Source organism: Paenibacillus sp. Marseille-Q9583 (assembly GCF_976954365.1).
The window spans coordinates 22,473-41,306 of record NZ_CDRJTB010000024.1 but is presented as its reverse complement, the minus strand read 5'-3'; the positions used below and the strand labels follow the sequence as shown (position 1 = coordinate 41,306).

The window sequence follows — 18,834 nt, the reverse complement described above, 5'->3', positions numbered from 1 at the left end:
TTTACATTTGCCCTTTAGAATTAAGCGGAATTTTATTAAAGGTTTAACATCTAAAAAATATGGACACTCCGAAGGAATTGATAGAAGAAATATCCTCCAAAACCGATTAACAAAAAAACCGCGCTAATGGTAAGCCATTTAATAGCAGTCCGGTTCATTGTTTTTCGTGTGGTGGTTAGGGAAAGGTCGATAGTCATTCAACCAAGGCCAACAATCCAACCATGCATAAAGCCATTTTTTAGGCCAGGATGCTTCTTTTGAGTTGATGCCTATGCCTATAATACAAGGTAAGGCTGCATTGATCGTGAACAAGAATTCATCTTTGCGATTTTTAAACAGCGTAACTGCTTGCATTCACAATAAAAGCTCCATGGCTGCGCGTTCTTTATCCGCAATCTCGAGCAACAGTTTGGATACCTGCTGCAGCTCCCGGTGGCTGCCCGTTTTTCCGGCATGGTTGATCGAAGCAGATATGCTGACCCACATTGGAGCGATTTCCGCAAACAAGCGGTAAGCTTGCTCGATTTTCGGGTCTGCCAACTGATCTGCGCATTCTTTCAGGAAATCCCGATACAGATTCCGAAACAAAGCACCGCCGGTTCCACCACGTTCCATTAGCATTGCGGTCAGGCATAAATCATGTTCAATATTGTTGCTGCGGGAAGGCCACTTCAGGATTTCATCGCTCATTTTTATAATGCCTTTATTTCCGATATTGCGAATGGGCGGGTTCAAATAGTCATGCGCATTTTTGGCCAGGGATACGCGTATAGCTTGAACGAGAGGCGGGATAGTATCAAATGGCTCGAGTGTGAAAGAACGATTACGGGAACTCATGGGCCCTTTTGCATTTCTGGCTGCGACCAAGCTTGTTAAACTCGTCTTCAGCAGTCCGCCCTGTTGTGCAGTGTCTGCCATGTAGGCATAAGCGTCGTCCATGCCGTAAAGAACCGCATAGTGACCGGCAAAGTGCACTTTGCTCGTGAAATAGTCTAAGTAATAGGAATCCAACTTTAGTCCGACCGGAATTCCGCGATCGATGTAACTCCGTACGTTCTGCCATGCCTTGTCGATGGACGATGTTTCTTGAATATTGACGATTAAACCCAGCCGGGCGGCGAGGTTGGCCGTCAATTCATCCGGTTTCACCCTTCCGCCGATGAACGGAAAGTCCATTTTTTTCGAATCCCAGTAAATAAATCCGAGCCCTTGCCCGAGTCCGAACAGCAGCGGCTCCGACAAGTGAACTCCCGCAAATTGCAGTAAATTGCCCATGGCAGTCGTTTCGCAATGTTCGCCTTGGTAAGGATGGAATCCTTCAATGATTTTGGCCATATTCACCTGTCTCCTCCAATAATTCATTAATTAGACTGGCAACGAACGCTCTTTCACTCTTGATGAGGCTTATAGGATGCAAGAACAGTGCTCTTACGTTCAGCGGTAATTGTTCTTCGCCTTGCGATTCGTATTTTTTCCTTATTTTTATTGAAGCCTTTTGAAGAAAATCCAACCGTTTCCTCAAAGCTTCCACGGCCTCGTCTTTCCCGATATAAGGTAAAGCCGCAAGGCCGAGATCGAAGCGGATGTCGCGCTCCCGCGCTGATGACAGGCTGTCCAGGATTTCGTTTCTTAGCACGATCATACCGGCTTCGGTGAGGGAGAAAAGGTGTGGCAAAGGTCCCTTGCCTGATTTTCCTTCGGATTCCTCGGATGTAACCCATCCTTTATCTTTAAGCTTCTTCAGTCCTAAGTAGATCGAAGTCGTGCCGATATTCGCCCAATCCCGATAGCCACGCCGATCGACTAGCTTCTTGATATCATATCCGGAAGCTTGGCGGCATTCCGCGATCATTTGCAGCAGCATGAATTCGACATTCGAGAGTAACATAGAGGAACCTCCCATCTTTAATATTTCACATATGCAATATATCACATATGTAATATAACACGTATGTAATATAAGATCAATAACTAGCTGGGCGTACGGCTGGCCGGATTTAAAGGTTGTAATTGTATTAAGCAAAAAGGCGAAATAAATAAGAAACAATTCATTTTTTTGAAGGTCACAGCATCCGAAATAAGGAATATTGGTCTATTAATGAATTAAGAGATTCCTGCAATCGTTAGATACAGTAGATTCTTCTTTCCTGTTTGTACGATTTTTAGAGAGTGTTCTTAGAAACAGCAAGAAATGTCCTATCCTGAATGGAAGCAAAGCTTATAAATACAGTTAATCGTTGCAACGAGGAAGTGAAGCATTTGGGTTGATGTCACCCTAATGGAATATGTCCATAGGAGACGGTTGGGTTATGTGATGGTTGATGTCATAAACGGCAGAAGAATTCTAGACATTGCTCTGGACTATGGCTATAGCTCAGAAAGATCATTTAGTAGAGCTTTTCAGCAGGAGTTCGGTCAACTACCCAGTTGCTGCAGAAATGTGAGATATGCTTTGCCGCCTAAACCATTATTAAATGATCAAATAAACCAATTACGCGGTGGAATTAAAGTGGACTAATTAAGTGAAGTTACAATAGGCAGCTTGGGCGCGATGAAGGTAGTGAGTGGGGTAAGGGTCAGTGATAATCCTGAAGATGAGGTAATTAGCTTTGTCACAGAATGGGCTAAGCGGGCTGGAAGAGAAATTGGAGATCGACGGTTCGGTCTACATGGATCTTTATTTTCCCATAGAATAGATGTAGGCTTTTTTTTGGCTTAAACTGAACAACTTGAACAATGGATTTTCATTAGGAAACCGATAATAATTCTCCTGATCTGAGGAAAAGTGCCAATAATTATGTAAATAGCCTGATAAAGGTCTTCTTTTGAGTAGCCGATCACTTCAAGGATCATGATGTTTCTTAATTCAACAGCATTAAGGAGGAAAATCGAGTATTTTAAGACAATGATGGTCGTTTATCACCTATATATGGGTCTTTTTTCCGAAATAACAGGATAAACGCTCAATTCTACCCTTTGCCGCTTTAAATTAGGGATGATACACTGCTTAAAGTCACTAAAATTGTAAGCGCTAAAAAATAGCTTTACGAAGTAAAGCTAAGTCTATGCTTACGAAGCAGCTTTACTTCGTAAAGCTTTAAGGAGGAGAGATATGGATGTTCTCAGGCAACTGCGAGGCTATTACCGGGAGAAACTGCATTATTTGATTCTTTCGATTGTATGCTTGGCCGCCGCAACTGCAGTGGGGCTAATTACCCCCAATTTGTTAAGGAAGCTGATCGATGATGTAATTGTTCCACTCAAGTTTAAAGAGGTGCCTGTGTTGGCGCTCAGTGTGTTAGTAGTAGTAATCGTAAAGGCGTGCCTGCAATTTGCACATGGTTTTTACGGAGGGCGGTTAGGTAATTTTCTGGCATACCGGCTACGTAACGCTTGTTATGAGAAATTGCAATTTCTATCTTTCCGTTATTATGATACCGCGAAAACAGGAGATCTGATGTCCCGGCTGACCGGGGATTTAGAAGCGATCCGAAACTTTATCGGTTTTGGTTTTGCTCAGCTGCTTAATGTGTTTTTTATGGTGCTTTTTGGTTCTATCATGATGTTCACCATTAATTGGCAGCTAACTTTGGTTACTTTGGTTACTATGCCATTTCTTGCAGCAGTAGCTTTAAGATTTGAGTCGAAGATTCATCCGGCCTTTCAAGAGATGCGCCTTGCGCTGAGTTCTCTGACAACGGCTGTACAGGAGAATATCACCGGTGTGCGTACTGTCAAATCGTTTGCTAGAGAGGCTCACGAAGTTGAGAAATTCTCACACCGTAATGAACGTTATAAGAATAATCAGATTTTTGCCGCTGAGCTCTGGAGTAAATTTTTTCCTGTCATGGAGCTTTTAGCATCGGTAAGTATAGCTATCCTGTTAGGCGTAGGTGGTACACTCGTCATTAACGGGAAAATGTCACTAGGTGAATTGGTTGCCTTCTTCAGTTTGATTTGGTACATCATTGGACCGGTATGGGGTCTAGGCTTTCATATTAATAACTATACACAGTCCAAAGCTTCGGGAGAACGTGTACTTGAAGTACTTAATCAAAAAATTGATGTCAAGGATAAAGAGGATGCCCGTGAACTGGTACCTTCCGAGGTTAAGGGGGACGTTGCCTTTAATCATGTCACCTTTGCGTACGGGAACAAAATGCCTGCTGTTACTGACATCCATTTTGAAGCTAAATCAGGTGAAATCATCGGATTTCTTGGAGGCACAGGTTCAGGTAAATCCACTATTACTCAACTGATGATGCGAGCTTATGATATCAATGAAGGGAGTATTACGCTGGATGGCATTGATATTAGAGAATACAGTGTGCGTAGCCTGCGGTCACAGATTGCCACCGTATTCCAGGAAACATTCCTGTTCTCCTCATCCATCCGCAATAACATTTCATATGGCTTGAAAAATGTAAGCATGGAGGAGATTATCCGTGCTGCACAGCTGGCAAAGGCGCATGATTTCATTATGGAGATGGCAGACGGCTATGACACTGTAGTGGGTGAACGCGGGATGGGTCTCTCTGGCGGACAAAAGCAGCGGATTGCGATCGCAAGAGCCCTGCTTAAGAATCCGCGTATCCTCATCCTCGACGATGCGACAAGTGCGGTCGATATGGAAACGGAACATGAGATTCAAGCGGGATTCCAGGAGGTCATGAATGGGCGTACAACACTTATAATTGCCCATCGGATATCCTCCTTGCGACATGCGGATCAGATCATTGTCATGAACGAAGGTCATGTTCAGCAGCGTGGTACTCATCAGGAGCTAATTGAAGTTCCGGGTCCATACCAAGATGTATACCGGATACAATATGCTGACTATCTGGCCAGAGCTACCGGAAGAGGGGAGGAGTGAGGCATATGAAACTTGAAGCCAAACAGAATACCGCTTCGGGAGCAAAGCGTAAAGCAGCCGAGCAGAAGACACTTGATGAACGTTTCGTGTACAAAGATGATGATGTGATCGACAAAGCGTTTGACTGGAAGCAGTTCACCAGATTATTCAGCTATATGAAGCCTTACGCCAAACAGATGCTTCCACTGGTTTCTATCATGATGATTCTCGGAACCATTACGAAGCTGACCGTTCCTTTCTTGACAAGTTTAGCTATCGACCGTGCTATAGCGCCTAAGGTTGGGAATCCAAGCTTAACACTTCTTTATTCGCTTACGGCAGGCGTCATTGTCTTATATCTCATTCAATGGATTGCAGGCGTGTACCGGATTAAGTACACGAACATCATTGGACAAAGAGTCATTTATGACTTGCGTTCTGACTTGTTCAAGCATATTCAGAAGCTCTCTTTTAACTTCTTCGATAAACGCCCGGCAGGTTCGGTATTAGTACGTGTGACGAATGATATCAACTCACTGCAGGATTTGTTCACGAACGGGGTAGTCAATCTGATGATTGACTGTGTACAGCTTTTGGGGATTACCATTATTCTGTTATTGATCAACTGGAAACTTGGTCTTGCAGTAATGGTTACGGTTCCGATCATGTTCTTTATTTCTACTAAGCTGCGTCAGAAGATTCGGATCGCTTGGCAGGATGTGCGGATGAAGAACTCTAGAATTAATTCTCACTTGAACGAATCGATTCAGGGGATCAGAGTCACACAGGCCTATACACAAGAACGTGAAAACATGAATTATTTCGATTTTATGAATACAGATAGCAGAAAGTCCTGGAATAAAGCATCTGCGATGAACCAGGCTTTCGGGCCGATGATCGAGATCACTGGTGGTTTTGGAACGATGATCCTCTTTTGGCTAGGGGCGTATCTCATCCAATCTGGCGAGCTTACTGTCGGTTTGCTGGTAGCGTTCAGTTCGTATGTCAGCAACTTCTGGGACCCGATCAACCGTCTGGGCCAGATGTATAACCAACTGCTGGTAGCGATGGCCTCCTCAGAACGGATCTTTGAATATTTGGATGAGCAGCCTTCGGTTCAAGATAATCCAGGGGCTAAACCACTAGGAACGATTCGTGGAGATATTAACTTTAATAAGGTTGTTTTTGAATATGAAAAAGGTCGGGCCGCTTTAAAGGGCATCGATCTGGATGTAAAAGCTGGGCAGTCGATCGCGCTAGTGGGTCATACTGGCTCGGGGAAAAGCACGATTATTAACCTGATTGGCCGGTTTTATGATATTAAGAGCGGAAGAATTACGATTGACGGTGAAGATATCCGTGAAGTTACTCTAGATAGTCTGAGAAGGCAGATCGGAATCGTGCTGCAGGACACCTTCATTTTCTCAGGAACGATTCGCGATAATATCCGATTTGGTCGACTGGATGCTACCGATGAAGAAGTGGAAAATGCCGCGAAAGCAGTAGATGCCCATGACTTTATTATGAAGCTTCCTGGAGGGTATGAGACAGAGGTAGAAGAGCGTGGTAGTGCCTTGTCCATGGGACAGCGTCAGCTGCTCTCCTTTGCCCGTGCACTATTGGCGAATCCACGGATTCTGATCCTTGATGAAGCTACGGCAAGTATTGATACAGAGACGGAGCTGAAGATTCAAGAGGCACTCAAAATCTTACTTCAGGGCAGGACCTCCTTTATTGTCGCCCATAGACTATCTACCATTCGCCATGCGGATAAAATAGTCGTTCTGGACCATGGTGAGATTAAAGAAGAAGGAACCCACCGAGAACTGACATCACGTGATGGTGTGTATAACGGATTAATAGAAGCGCAGTTCCGCTTTCTATAGCAAAGAACAACAGCCCATTCCCCTTGCGAAAGCAAATGAGGAGTGGGCTGTTTTATATCGTACGTCTAATTATTTCGGGCGTTTAGGTAATCTACCCGTTATACGTAGCTCAAACATTTGGGCACAAATATCCTGATGCCACTGTGTATCCGTTGTTTGTTCCGCTAACAGTATTTCATTCTGTAGTCGTGCCATCTCCCAACAGTAGGAGGCATTCACCTGAAGGCATTGCTGTTGTTCCGTTTCTTCGGAGGCTGTAAGCTGGCGTAGACGACTTAGAGTGAACAGCTCGGCAAGACGTTCATGGACTGGAAGCATACTTTTTACCTCCTAGAAATAGTTAAGCCACATATTAGTCTCGCCAAGAAAATTGTAATTCAATCATCATGAGAATAATGATAGGAAGGTTACAAATGATTAAGGGTTTCGAGCAATGGAAGAAACTGTTGGGGATTTGTAGGAAGGAAGAATTTAGGAAGGTACAGATTAAAGAAGGTACGGAATTAGCATTCTGGATTCGGAGCTTTCTATTGCAGTATCTACAATAGAAAGCTCCTTTACCGCTCACAAAATACAACAGAAAATTCCCCCCGAAAGAAAAGGGGGGATCATGAATCGAAGTGTCCTAGTCCATGTAAATTTCTACAATGGCAACGTTCCGTTCGCGGGAAAGATCCACAAACATTCCGTCAACCTTTACCAGTGGCCGGAAAATATCGACCAGATTGTTCATAATAATTACGCCAATATCACCTGTGTTCAGCAACACACGCTTGCCGATGAAGTTGGGCATTAAATGCTGGATAAAGGCTTGTACTGTTTTAGCGTTCAATTTACCGAAACTTAGATTGTTTATTTCACGCAGGACGGAAATAAGCTCTTGCTTCGACTGATAGACTCGTTTAGAAGTCATCGCACTATAAATGTCAGCTACAGCTGCAATTTGTGCATAAGGATGAATATCGGTTTTGGTTAGACCGCTCGGATAGCCAGAGCCGTCCTCACGCTCATGATGTTGGAGAGCAGCCAAAGCTGTGTAAGAATCATCCATGGAATTACGTATAATTTCGTAGCCGTACTTAGTATGTAGTTTAATTTCCTCGAACTCATCTGGCGTTAGCTTCCCTGGTTTATTCAAGAGAGAGGGTGAAATTCGGCATTTTCCAATATCAATCAAATATCCTGCACGACCAATTTCATAGCATTCTTGTTTGGAATAACCAAGCCATATCGCAATATAATAAGAGAGCATGCCTACCTGAAGGGAGTGATTATAGGTATAGTTATCTTCCCGATCTAGCAAAAGCAGGAGGGACACTACATCTTTATGCTTGTCCAAAGTTTGAAGCGAAGGCTGAAGAATGTCGTTTACCACGGATTGGTTGAAGCTTCCTTTTAATAACGCTTCCATATAAAGAGACTCGAAGCCGTCAATCATGGTATCAAAACTAGTGGTTACCGTCTGAATAATTGAAGGTCTGCTGAGGGGGGATACCTCTTCCTCTAACGTCTCGATATCAACATAATCAACTCCAAGCTGCATCAGCTTGGCGATATCATTTATTTGGAGCAGTGATCCTTTTGGTAGTACATGTAAACCCCTAGAACTATATGCGTCCGCGTTAAGGTGATTACCAGGTTTTAGATCCGAGACGTGTACTCTCAATGCCTATGCCACCTTTTATCCGATTTTATCCAGAATATCAACAAAGTTCAGATTTTTCAATCAAAAAGGAGAAAAGATTATTTGTGGATGGTATCGCTAGCTTTTTGATCAGAGTTCACCCAATGTTGGCCCGATTCATTAATGTCTTTTTTCCAAACGGGAACCGTCTGTTTCAATCGTTCAATGGCAAAGCGGCTGGCTTCGTAACAGGTATCGCGATGGGGTGTGGAGACGGCAATGATAACACTTGCTTCCTTTAAACCTACAAGCCCAATACGGTGAGATATGGCGCAGTTTGCGTTCCAGCGGTTCTTCACCTCTTTACCAATCTCCTCTAGTTTACTTAAGGCCATAGGAATATAGGCATCATAATGAAGCGCGGTTGTACGTTGTTCTCCGGTCATTTCACGTGTAGTGCCGATAAATAATAAGGATGCTCCGTGATTGACGTCAAGAACGGCATCTAGAAGCTTCTCTGCACTTAAAGGCTGGTCCGTTATGCTATAGAGGCCATCAATAGTAGCTTCATATATAGTGCCATTCTCTCCCCCGGAAACTGGAGGAATAAGTGCGATTTCGGAAGACACTGTGATGATAGAATCATCAGGAGCATACTCCCGGTCAATGGCAATTAAAGAAGCACCAATTTGGGATGCTGCATTCGGATAAGAGGCAGATAGAAGCTCCTTCAGCTTGCCAGCTGTTAAGGGAATCTCAGTCGCTTGGAAGGACAGAGAAGAAGAGCCGATGGTCTCAGCCAGACCCGCGAATAGTCGGATAGTAATATGCATTTTTATTCTCCTCTGATGTATGATCTGATGTCTTCAATATACCATAATGTGTCTGAAAATGTTATGCTAGGCTCTATAAGATCACGCACCGACTGCTTCATTAAAGAGCAGCTCAAGGGTAGGAGGAATGTTGCTTATGGGGCATGTGCCGCAAAGACTGACCATACTTCATACCAATGATATACATAGCCATTTTGAAATGGTAAGTCCGGTGGCAGCGGAAATATACGCGCAAAGGGCTGCAGCGGGAGAAGAGCCTGTACTGCTACTGGATATTGGTGATCATATGGATCGTGCAGCTGTTGAGACAGAAGGCACTATGGGTCAGGCTAACATCGACGTATTAAACTTAACAGGATATGATGCTGTAACCATTGGCAATAATGAGGGGCTCACTTTCTCTCAGGAGATGTTGTCATCTATTTTTTCCGGGTTACAGTGTCCGGTAGTATGCTGTAATTTTGTAGAGTCTTCGACAGGAGAGCCACCAAGCTGGATGAAGCGTCATGCGGTCTTGGAGAAGGATGGAATTAGAATTGGAGTGACCGGAGCAACAGCGGCATTTACTTCGTTCTATTCCCTTTTGGGCTGGGATGCTTTAGATCCTGAGACTGCACTCCGGGAACAATGCCTACTTTTAGCGCCACAGGTGGATATTTTAATCGTTCTATCTCATCTCGGACTTCCTACGGATAAAATTCTGGCAGAACGGTTAGAGGGCGTACATGCCATTCTTGGTGGACATACGCACCATCTGTTAGAAGAGCCTATTATGATTAATGGTACTGCCGTATGCGGTGCTGGGAAATTCGGTCGGTATCTCGGGCGCCTACAATTTGAGCGACTAGATCCTCAGTCTGATTTCAGCTTAGTGAGGGGTGAATGTATTCCTATTGACCCCCTTCTGAAGGAGGAGGTTATAGGTCCTGCAATCGCTATTCATTTGAAGCATGGCCAAGAATCTCTTCAGACGATCGCTGCGATTACTGACCGTGAGCTTCCTTTGAACTTGCGGGGAGAGTCCCCCTTTGGCAATCTTTTGGCACAAGCAGTACGTAGATTTACAGGAACTAGTATGTCATTAGTTAACACGGGTCAGCTGCTAGGAGCATTGCCGGAAGGCGAGGTTACGACAGGAATGCTGCACGCACTTTGTCCTTCTCCCATCAATACTTGCATCATTAAGCTGAAGGGTATAGATATTCGCACAGCTTTGGAACAGAGCCTTACAGAGGAGTTTTATAGTAAGGTCATTTACGGGTACGGTTTCCGCGGGATTCATCTGGGCAGTTTGGCAGTAGATGGATTAAAAATCTTGTACGACCCACTAAAGATACCGTATGATAAGAGTGTTGCAGTTTTTGTCGAAGGAAACCCACTGGAGGATGAAAGAGAGTATAATGTTGGTACGCTGGACATGTTTACTTTCAAGGCAGGCTATGAGACGATCGCAAATGGGAAGAATGCTTTGTTTCTATTACCACATTTTTTGCGCGATCTCTTGCGAATGGAGTTACAGCGTCCAAACAGCCTCGATGAATGCTTGCTTACTCGCTGGGAGGCTAAGTCTGAATAAGGCCAACAGCTCATAATCTACACTTATAGGCTCGATTTAACAGTGCTAGATTTCCAAAAATAGGAGGACAGTTATGGACACGATTACCGCTATTATTCTAGCAATTGTCGAAGGGATCACTGAATTTATTCCTGTATCTTCGACCGGACACATGATCTTGACTACGAAGCTATTGGGTTTCGCTGAGCAAGATTCGATTATGAAGACTTATGAAATTGTAATTCAACTAGGGGCGATTTTGGCGATTGCACTTGTTTACCGCAAGCGTGTGCTTAATTTGCTAGGGATAGGACGTAGTAGTTCGGGCAGAGGAGGCGTTATGCCGGCATCCCGTCTGAATTTAATTCATGTGATTCTTGGGATTGCCCCAGCGCTTGCTGTGGCATTTTTTGCCCGTGATTTTATCAAAAGTCTCTTTGGTGCTTCCACTGTGCTATGGGCGCTTGTGGCCGGAGGGATTCTAATGATTGTAGCAGAATGGGTGAACAGACGAAAAATACGGATTACTGCTCACGAACTGGATGATTTGTCTTACAGACAGGCGCTGGCGATTGGATTGTATCAGATTATTTCGGTCCTCTGGCCTGGTTTCTCCCGCTCCGGGTCTACGATTTCTGGAGGGATGTTAAGCGGGGTCAGCTATAAGGCCTCGGCGGATTTTTCCTTCCTCATAGCGATTCCTATCATGTGTGCGGCTTCCGGATATGAACTGCTGGATTCGTATAAAGATTTCACAAGTGAGTCGATTGGTTATTTTGTAATTGGATTTTTGATTTCTTTTGTAGTGGCATATATAGTAGTCATTTTGTTTATGAAATTGATTCAGAAAATTAGATTAACGCATTTCGCGATCTATCGATTCATACTTGCTGCTGTATTCTGGTTGTTTATTATGCGTTAATGTCCATTGGCATATACCTAGACACATCTGATTTTCTTAAAGGTACACCTGTCTGAATGTCCATCAAAACGGTATAGACAAAGCGTGTGACCCAAGGATTTCAATACAGAATAGCATTTTACCGTTAAAGGCAGGAGTGAGTTTAGTGCGTTTAGTATCCGTGAATCAGCTTCAAGCAGGCATGAAATTAGGTAAAAAAATATATAATGATGAAGGTCTAACTCTACTCGCGGACGGGGTGGAGCTTACGGATGCATTGATCAAGCGTCTTGCAAGAATTGATATCGGCTATATCTACATAGAGGATTCTGTCACGGACGATATTGTGATTACTGGTATTCTACAGGATGAGACGCGCAATCAGGCCCTAAAGGTGATTCGTAATCAATTTCAGCAAATGTCTGGGGCTTCAGGAATTACCAAGGGTCTGTATCATCTGGACAAAAAATTTTCTAAGATCATGGATAACATTTTAGACGATATGTCTTTACAAGAAGATCCGATGATCATGCTGATGGATATGCACACTGCTGATAACTATTTATATGTCCATTCCCTGAATGTCTGCTTGTACACTTTAGTGCTTGGTATTGCTCACGGGTATAGTAAAGAGGAACTTCGAGTGATTGGGCTAGGCGCGCTGCTGCATGATATTGGGAAGACACAAATCCCGATAAAAATCGTACAGAAACCCGGCAGGCTCAGTGATGAAGAATTCCGCCACATGCAGGCTCATACCGAGATTGGGTTTCAGATTCTAAAGGAGGAGCCGAATATCCCGCTGCTCGCAGCACATTGTGCCTTGCAGCATCATGAACGCATTGACGGTTCCGGATATCCTCGCGGATTAACAGGACCCCAAATCCATGAATATGCCAAGTGGCTGGGTGTAGCGGACTCCTACGATGCCATGACCTCCAATAGAGTCTACAAAAAGGCTATGCTGCCACATCAAGCCGTTGAGGCCCTCTATGTTGGTTCCGGTACTTTATATGAGCAGAAGCATTTAGAGTTGTTTAGAGATCGCGTAGCTATCTATCCGCTGGGGCTTACGTTGAAGCTCAGTACGGGGGAGAGCGGGGTTGTGGTCAAAATAGATCCAAGTACGCCTCACAGACCCACCGTACGTGTGCTTACGGGTCCTGAAGGAGAGAAAGTCGTACCGTTTGAACGAGATCTTAGTAAAGCCCTCTCCGTTGTTATTATTGACGTCGCAGAACAAGGCGGTTCTCTGGAAACGCCAAATTGATTATTTATAGCAGCGTGGAGAGAAGTTTAGGCTTGTCCGAAGATATGTCGGAAGCCTATTTTTCGTCTCGCTGCTTTTATTTTTTTTGAAATGTAGCGCAAGTATAGAAGGCCAGAAAGACATCATAAGTGCAGTTTTTTTGACTAACGTGGTATGATATAGGGTAAGTCATCGTTCTTTCTTCATGATTTTGGGTTAATAATAGGAATAAGATTTAAAGGAGCTAGTACAAATGAATGTTTTAAGACCATTAACATCTTCACCGAGGGAGCTGTCGCCAAGTTACGATCCATGGGATCCAATCACTTCTCTACGTAAGCATGGCCGCCATGTGCTAACGAGTGTGGAATTCACTGTAACCAATTTATGCAATATGCGGTGTGAGCACTGTGCTGTTGGTGATAGTCTAACCTCCAAAGAAGGAGATATGCTACCGCTTAAGAATATGCTAGACCGTTTAGAGGAAGTTGAGCATCTAGAAACTATTAGTATTACGGGTGGAGAGCCCATGTTCCGCGCCGGAACGGTGGATAATATCATTGTACCATTGTTGAAATACGCCAAAGAGCGGGGAATCAGATCACAAATTAATTCTAATCTGACGATGCCATATTCCCGTTATGAGAAGCTGCTTCCATATCTGGACGTTATGCATATTTCATTTAATTATGTGAACGGTGACGATTTTCATGAAGTCGGTTTTGCGAACAGTGGTCATGCGGTTGCTAAGGAAGCTGCTTACCGGCTATATAATACAATGATGGAGAACTCTCGAAGGCTAAGTGAGGATGGTATGTTAATTTCTGCGGAAACTATGATTAATTACCGTACCCACACTAAGCTGCCTGAAATTCATAAGCTGATTCTCGACATGGGAGCAAAACGCCATGAAGTTCATCCGATGTACAATTCGAGCTTTGCTTCCGCTTTGCCAGTGTTATCTTTAAATGAAATGCGGACAGCGATCCATTCGTTACTGGACCAGCGTGATCCAGAGGTATGGATGTTGTTCGGCACGCTTCCGTTTTTTGCTTGCAGCTTCCTTGAAGAAGATCAGAAATTGCTAAGTAGAATGCGCGCAGAGAAGAATGTTACGCTTCGTAACGATCCGGATGGTCGGAATCGTGTGAACGTTAATATGTTTACTGGAGATGTTTTCGTTACAGATTTCGCTGATATCGCAGCCTTTGGTAACATAGACAACCAAAAACTGGATGATATATTTATCGATTGGCAGACGAAGCATCCGCTGAACCAGAAGGTGAATTGTTACTGCGATGCAGCAGGTTGTTGCGGACCTAACCTGTTAGTAGCGGATATGTATTATCCGGAAGTTGATTTCAAAACTAGAAAAGCGATCAATCTGTAGAAATGAGGCGTTGTTAAAGTGGCGCATACGGAATTTGAAGTAGGGAGATTAATGCTTAATCTTTTGCTTGTTCTGGTGCTCGTATTATTGAACGGTATTTTTGTAGCAGCGGAGTTCTCATTAGTTAAGGTCAGGCAGTCTCGTCTGACCCAACTTGTCAGTGAAGGTAATAAAATGGCTGGATATGCACTCAAGGTAAATAAGAGACTGGATTCTTACTTATCTGCCACCCAGTTTGGGATTACACTCGCGTCACTGGGATTAGGCTGGGTCGGTGAGCCGGCCATTTCAGAGCTGCTCGTTGAACCTTTAATGTATAAAATGGGGATTACCGACGGTACTCTGATTTCTACTGTTTCTGTTGTTATCGGATTTTCGATTATTACATTTTTACATATTGTACTTGGTGAGCTTGCACCGAAATCACTTGCGATTCAAAGAACAGAAGGATCTGCGCTACTGCTCTCGGCACCATTGATGTTCTTCTATAATCTCTTTATGCCTTTTATCTGGATACTGAATGCATCGGCGAACGCATTGCTTCGTTTAGTGGGTGTTGAGCCCGCGAATGAGAGTGAGGCAGCCCACTCGGAAGAGGAAATTCGTATCCTGATGAATCAGAGTGCTAAGAGTGGTGTCATTGATAAAGATGAGATGAAGCTGATGGATAACATCTTTGAATTCTCTGATCTTCTCGCTCGTGAAGTCATGTTGCCTCGTACGGATATGGATGTGCTGTACAGCAATCTTTCGCTCGAAGAAAATATGAAGATTATTACCGAAACAAGACATTCACGTTATCCGGTTGCTTTTGAAGACAAGGACCGAATTATCGGTTTTATTCATATTACCGACCTGCTGTTTGCTCCACCTGAGCAGCAGAATGATCTTACGACGCTGGTTCGACCAATCCTTAACGTGCCGGAATCGATGGAGATTAGCCATACGCTTCGTTTTATGCAGAAGAATAAAGCTCAGCTAACGCTAGTTGTCGATGAATACGGCGGTACAGCCGGGCTATTGACAGCAGAAGAAATTCTGGAAGAAATCGTAGGCGATCTGCATGACGAATTCGAAGATGAGCGTCCGAGTGTGGAGCGCAATGGAGATTATATTTCCGTTGAAGGCCGGATGTTGATTGAAGATGTCAATGATCTTACGGGTGTAGTGATCGAGGATGATGAAGTGGATTCCATTGGTGGCTGGTTGTTTAAGGAGCTGGAGGGGAATCCAACCAAAGGAAAACGGGTTAAAGTAGAAGATGTGATATTTGAAGTCGAGGAATCGACAAGATTGCGGATCACTCGAATTAATATCCATCGGGAACCCCCTGTTGAGAACGAAGAAAATCCATCAGAGCCGGACGGAAATAAAGAATAACCTATTGAAATTAGTAAAGTATTGTTCCGGATGTTCAGGGATAAAATGAACTCCTCCTGCTAGAGCTGCATGGCTCATGACAGGAGGAGTTTTTTGTGGACACATAAAGGACATAGCGTTCGACTATGCTAATATTTATAAAAGGTTTGAAAGCGGGGTCTAGATTGAAAAAGAAGCTTCTTCTCGTTGAGGATGAAATTCGTATTCGTGAACTGGTGTCTGATTATTTCATACAGAATGATTGGGAAGTACTCGAAGCCGATAATGGATTAGATGCATTGGTTTGGTTTGACTCACTACTGCCGGATCTGCTGATTTTGGATATCATGATGCCTGCTATGAATGGCTTTGAAGTATGCCGTGAAGTTCGTGAAAAATCAGCGGTACCTATCATTTTGTTAACCGCCAAGTCTACAGATGACGACAAAATCTACGGCTTTGAATTAGGAGCGGATGATTATGTTACAAAGCCATTTAGTCCAAAGGTGCTGGTAGCCCGGGCAAATGCACTTATGAAGCGTGTTGAAGGCTCCCATCAGCCTGAATCCAGCATAATAAAATTTGGTTCCGCGATGTTTAACACCTTAGCTCATCGCTTAGAGGTAGAAGATGCGGAAGTGGAGCTTACCCCTAAGGAATATGATCTTTTATGGCTGTTAATACGAAACAAAGGGATTGTCATTTCAAGGGATACGATCCTTAGTCGGATCTGGGGAATTGAATTTGAAGGAGATTCTAGAGTTGTGGACAGTCATATTAAAAAGCTGCGAAGTAAATTGGGTTATGAATCTCGGTTTATTCGTACGGTGATTGGTACAGGGTACATGTTCGAGGAAGAGGCATGAGAAGACGCGGAATTACTTTTAAACTGTTTGTGATGACCGTTATCTTTTTCCTCTGCTTTTATGGGATGGTCATTCTAAGCCAATTGCTGTTGTTTGACAATTTTTATCAGAAGCAAAAAGAAAACCGCGTGGAGAAACATCTTAAGAGCTTTGCTGCAAGATATATAAGCGAGCCGTGGGGAAGCACTCGAACCTCCCAGGAGCTCGTTCGGTTTATGCTGCGGAATAAAACACAAATGGTTATTTTGAAGCTGGATGGAAAAATGAATTCGGAAGATCCATTTCATATAAAGTTAATTGATGATGACGGAAAGAGTATGGTTGTTTCTTTATCCCTATTCATGAATCAGTACGGAGATGCGCTTAGAGCAGCAAACATAAAAGTAGATGACCAGTTGAGCGTTGAAGGCGAACTTCTGGATGAAGACAGTTCTTCACCCGTTATACTCTATCCCATAAGTATTACAAAAAAAGGGAGCGGAACAATAGGGGATACGGAAGAGACCGGGATGATTCACGCATCTGGTACAGTTGCAGAAATTGTACTGCCTGATATGAAAATATGGAATCCACGCCAGGGAATACTGTTTGAGGCTCTAGAGGAATGGTTTCCTTTGACACCGGCGCAGATAGACGACTTCAAAAATTTGAAAATGCAGAAGCAGGACTGGATTGCTCCCTGGAGCGGGAGTCGTAATTCTGTGATTATTTTGCCTCTTAAACAAAGTACCGGAGAAATTGAACTACTATTCACAGTCACCTCATTACAGGAAGTCAAGGATTCGAACGAGGCGTTGCGTTGGTTCTTTTTATATCTGGGAATAGGCGGTATTGTTCTGATTTTGGTTCTTTCTCTCTTTTTTTCGAAAATGGTAACGCGTCCGCTAATTAAGTTAAACAACATAGCCAAACGGATGGTTTCTCTGGACTTTACAGGGGACACATCGATTCGGCAGAAGGATGAGCTAGGCAGTCTTTCTAATAGCATGTTCACCTTATCACTAAGTCTGGATTCTGCTTTACGAGAGTTAAGAGAGGCCAATCAGCAGCTAGTTGAGGATATGGAGCAGAAACAAAGAATGGAGATCATGCAGCAGGACTTTTTTGCCAATGCCTCACATGAATTGAAGACACCGCTCAGTATTATCAAAGGTTTTGCCGAGGGATTAGAAGATGGCGTTAGCGCCGGCAAGCAGGATCACTACATTAAGGTGATTATTGAGGAAGCAGATAAAATGGAGTTTCTTGTTAAAAATATGCTAGATCTAGCACGGTTGGAGTCGGGCACGATTAAACTTCGGAAAACTTCCTTTATGTTAAGTGAACTGACGGAAAAGGTGACGGACAAGCTGGTTCACTTGCTGAGTGAAAAACATTTAGAGGTCATCATTATTCCTGCAAACGAATTACCGATATATGCTGATGTGAACTGGATCGAACAAGTTCTGCTGAATTTTATGACCAATGCTATCAGACATGCGGAAGAAAGAAGTTCTATCACCGTCAATATTGAGAGTCATGCCCAGACTATTGTATTCACTATTCAAAATATTGGAGAATTAATCCCTGAAGATCAGCTGGAGCAGATCTGGGAACGGTTCTATCGGTCTGAGCCATCTCGCAGTCGAATGACGGGCGGTACAGGTCTGGGGCTTTCCATTGCGAAGCGAATATTAGATATGCACGCTTGTCTTTATACTGTGAAAAATACGGAGAACGGCGTCAGCTTTACTGTGACCTTTGAAGGTTAAAAGGATCAACAAAAATACTACAATGAAAGGGGTGAAATCGTATGAAATTGAATTGGTTGCCTTCAATGTGCACACTTGCAAACTTGGGGCTCGGATCACTATCTTTGTATTTCACGATTCAAGAACGATACAGCCTGGCTTTATTTATGATATTGCTTGCGGCAATATGCGATGTACTCGATGGGTTGCTGGCAAGAATACTGCAATGTACCAGTGAATTCGGTAAGCAATTGGACTCATTGGCGGATATTATATCATTTGGTTTAGCGCCAACCTTCCTGATCTTGTTGTATAGGTTAGAAGATGCTCACTGGATTGGACCTGCAGTTTCGGTTCTTTTTTTGATCTGTGGCGCACTTCGTTTGGCCAGATTTAATCTGTCGGCGCCTACCAAAGGGTTCGTGGGGATGCCCATTACTGCTGCTGGAGTCATTCTGTCGATGATTTCTTTACTAGATGAACGCATGAAACCAGGACTGGTCATCGTATTAATGGCAATACTGTCTGTAATGATGGTCAGTCGTATCCCATTTCCGTCCCTTAAAAAATCCTTCAACAGGAAGTGATA

General features: G+C 43.6%; 16 protein-coding genes. 11 read left to right on the top strand and 5 right to left on the bottom strand.

Annotated features, from left to right (window positions below; translation table 11 throughout):
- Positions 1-354: 354 nt before the first annotated feature.
- Positions 355-1,335, bottom strand: a complete 981-nt coding sequence (locus tag ACWNM1_RS13445; protein WP_449601327.1) for a BtrH N-terminal domain-containing protein — start codon at positions 1,333-1,335, stop codon at positions 355-357.
- Positions 1,319-1,888, bottom strand: a complete 570-nt coding sequence (locus ACWNM1_RS13440; protein WP_449601311.1) for a PadR family transcriptional regulator — start codon at positions 1,886-1,888, stop codon at positions 1,319-1,321. The genes ACWNM1_RS13445 and ACWNM1_RS13440 overlap by 17 nt, the downstream gene beginning before the upstream one ends.
- A gap of 390 nt (positions 1,889-2,278) precedes the next feature.
- Here ACWNM1_RS13440 and ACWNM1_RS13435 point away from each other — a divergent pair, with 390 nt between their 5' ends.
- The 3 genes from ACWNM1_RS13435 to ACWNM1_RS13425 all read left to right on the top strand — a co-directional run bounded on the left by ACWNM1_RS13435 (position 2,279) and on the right by ACWNM1_RS13425 (position 6,738).
- Positions 2,279-2,518 carry a helix-turn-helix domain-containing protein gene (locus ACWNM1_RS13435; RefSeq protein WP_449601310.1) on the top strand — a complete coding sequence of 80 codons (240 nt, stop codon included), beginning with the start codon at positions 2,279-2,281 and terminating at the stop codon, positions 2,516-2,518.
- Positions 2,519-3,112: 594 nt separating this feature from the next.
- Positions 3,113-4,873 carry an ABC transporter ATP-binding protein gene (locus ACWNM1_RS13430; protein ID WP_449601309.1) on the top strand — a complete coding sequence of 587 codons (1,761 nt, stop codon included), beginning with the start codon at positions 3,113-3,115 and terminating at the stop codon, positions 4,871-4,873.
- Between the two features lie 5 nt (positions 4,874-4,878).
- Positions 4,879-6,738, top strand: a complete 1,860-nt coding sequence (locus ACWNM1_RS13425) for an ABC transporter ATP-binding protein (protein ID WP_449601308.1) — start codon at positions 4,879-4,881, stop codon at positions 6,736-6,738.
- A gap of 69 nt (positions 6,739-6,807) precedes the next feature.
- Here the strand turns inward: ACWNM1_RS13425 and ACWNM1_RS13420 are convergent, their stop codons facing one another.
- The 3 genes from ACWNM1_RS13420 to ACWNM1_RS13410 form a co-directional block, all read right to left on the bottom strand.
- The gene (locus ACWNM1_RS13420; RefSeq protein ID WP_449601307.1) at positions 6,808-7,056 is read right to left on the bottom strand and encodes a DUF7667 family protein; all 249 of its coding nucleotides are present in this window, start codon (positions 7,054-7,056) and stop codon (positions 6,808-6,810) included.
- Positions 7,057-7,363: 307 nt separating this feature from the next.
- Positions 7,364-8,404: an HD-GYP domain-containing protein gene (locus ACWNM1_RS13415; RefSeq protein WP_339246409.1), complete on the bottom strand. Its 1,041-nt coding sequence runs from the start codon at positions 8,402-8,404 to the stop codon at positions 7,364-7,366.
- A gap of 77 nt (positions 8,405-8,481) precedes the next feature.
- On the bottom strand, positions 8,482-9,195 hold the full coding sequence (locus ACWNM1_RS13410) for a molybdenum cofactor biosynthesis protein (protein ID WP_449601306.1): 714 nt from the start codon (positions 9,193-9,195) through the stop codon (positions 8,482-8,484).
- A 136-nt stretch (positions 9,196-9,331) separates the two neighbouring features.
- On the opposite strand from ACWNM1_RS13410, the gene ACWNM1_RS13405 reads away from it, so the two are divergent.
- From ACWNM1_RS13405 to pssA, 8 genes are all read left to right on the top strand, one after another.
- A complete protein-coding gene (locus ACWNM1_RS13405; protein ID WP_449601305.1) occupies positions 9,332-10,771 on the top strand; it encodes a bifunctional metallophosphatase/5'-nucleotidase in 1,440 nt (479 codons plus the stop codon).
- A 73-nt stretch (positions 10,772-10,844) separates the two neighbouring features.
- Positions 10,845-11,672 (top strand): undecaprenyl-diphosphate phosphatase, encoded by an 828-nt coding sequence (locus ACWNM1_RS13400; protein ID WP_449601304.1) that lies wholly within the window; start codon positions 10,845-10,847, stop codon positions 11,670-11,672.
- 145 nt (positions 11,673-11,817) lie between these two features.
- Positions 11,818-12,921, top strand: a complete 1,104-nt coding sequence (locus ACWNM1_RS13395; RefSeq protein ID WP_449601303.1) for an HD-GYP domain-containing protein — start codon at positions 11,818-11,820, stop codon at positions 12,919-12,921.
- A 232-nt stretch (positions 12,922-13,153) separates the two neighbouring features.
- Positions 13,154-14,290 (top strand): radical SAM/CxCxxxxC motif protein YfkAB, encoded by a 1,137-nt coding sequence (yfkAB, locus tag ACWNM1_RS13390; RefSeq protein WP_449601302.1) that lies wholly within the window; start codon positions 13,154-13,156, stop codon positions 14,288-14,290.
- A gap of 51 nt (positions 14,291-14,341) precedes the next feature.
- Positions 14,342-15,670: a hemolysin family protein gene (locus ACWNM1_RS13385; protein WP_339248482.1), complete on the top strand. Its 1,329-nt coding sequence runs from the start codon at positions 14,342-14,344 to the stop codon at positions 15,668-15,670.
- Between the two features lie 164 nt (positions 15,671-15,834).
- Positions 15,835-16,515, top strand: coding sequence for a response regulator transcription factor (locus ACWNM1_RS13380; RefSeq protein WP_449601301.1), 681 nt, complete (start codon positions 15,835-15,837; stop codon positions 16,513-16,515).
- Positions 16,512-18,266: an ATP-binding protein gene (locus ACWNM1_RS13375; protein ID WP_449601300.1), complete on the top strand. Its 1,755-nt coding sequence runs from the start codon at positions 16,512-16,514 to the stop codon at positions 18,264-18,266. Before ACWNM1_RS13380 ends, ACWNM1_RS13375 begins: the two co-directional genes overlap by 4 nt.
- Before the next feature lie 41 nt (positions 18,267-18,307).
- Positions 18,308-18,832 (top strand): CDP-diacylglycerol--serine O-phosphatidyltransferase, encoded by a 525-nt coding sequence (gene pssA / locus ACWNM1_RS13370; protein ID WP_449601299.1) that lies wholly within the window; start codon positions 18,308-18,310, stop codon positions 18,830-18,832.
- Positions 18,833-18,834: the final 2 nt, after the last annotated feature.

Bases quoted from the DNA above. Each gene is read 5' to 3' on its own strand.
- ACWNM1_RS13425 (WP_449601308.1), top strand. From the start codon at position 4,879: ATGAAACTTGAAGCCAAACAGAATACCGCTTCGGGAGCAAAGCGTAAA.
- ACWNM1_RS13400 (WP_449601304.1), top strand. From the start codon at position 10,845: ATGGACACGATTACCGCTATTATTCTAGCAATTGTCGAAGGGATCACT.
- ACWNM1_RS13440 (WP_449601311.1), bottom strand. From the start codon at position 1,888: ATGTTACTCTCGAATGTCGAATTCATGCTGCTGCAAATGATCGCGGAA.
- ACWNM1_RS13435 (WP_449601310.1), top strand. From the start codon at position 2,279: ATGGAATATGTCCATAGGAGACGGTTGGGTTATGTGATGGTTGATGTC.
- pssA (WP_449601299.1), top strand. From the start codon at position 18,308: ATGAAATTGAATTGGTTGCCTTCAATGTGCACACTTGCAAACTTGGGG.
- ACWNM1_RS13420 (WP_449601307.1), bottom strand. From the start codon at position 7,056: ATGCTTCCAGTCCATGAACGTCTTGCCGAGCTGTTCACTCTAAGTCGT.
- ACWNM1_RS13445 (WP_449601327.1), bottom strand. From the start codon at position 1,335: ATGGCCAAAATCATTGAAGGATTCCATCCTTACCAAGGCGAACATTGC.
- yfkAB (WP_449601302.1), top strand. From the start codon at position 13,154: ATGAATGTTTTAAGACCATTAACATCTTCACCGAGGGAGCTGTCGCCA.
- ACWNM1_RS13385 (WP_339248482.1), top strand. From the start codon at position 14,342: ATGCTTAATCTTTTGCTTGTTCTGGTGCTCGTATTATTGAACGGTATT.
- ACWNM1_RS13375 (WP_449601300.1), top strand. From the start codon at position 16,512: ATGAGAAGACGCGGAATTACTTTTAAACTGTTTGTGATGACCGTTATC.
- ACWNM1_RS13410 (WP_449601306.1), bottom strand. From the start codon at position 9,195: ATGCATATTACTATCCGACTATTCGCGGGTCTGGCTGAGACCATCGGC.
- ACWNM1_RS13405 (WP_449601305.1), top strand. From the start codon at position 9,332: ATGGGGCATGTGCCGCAAAGACTGACCATACTTCATACCAATGATATA.
- ACWNM1_RS13430 (WP_449601309.1), top strand. From the start codon at position 3,113: ATGGATGTTCTCAGGCAACTGCGAGGCTATTACCGGGAGAAACTGCAT.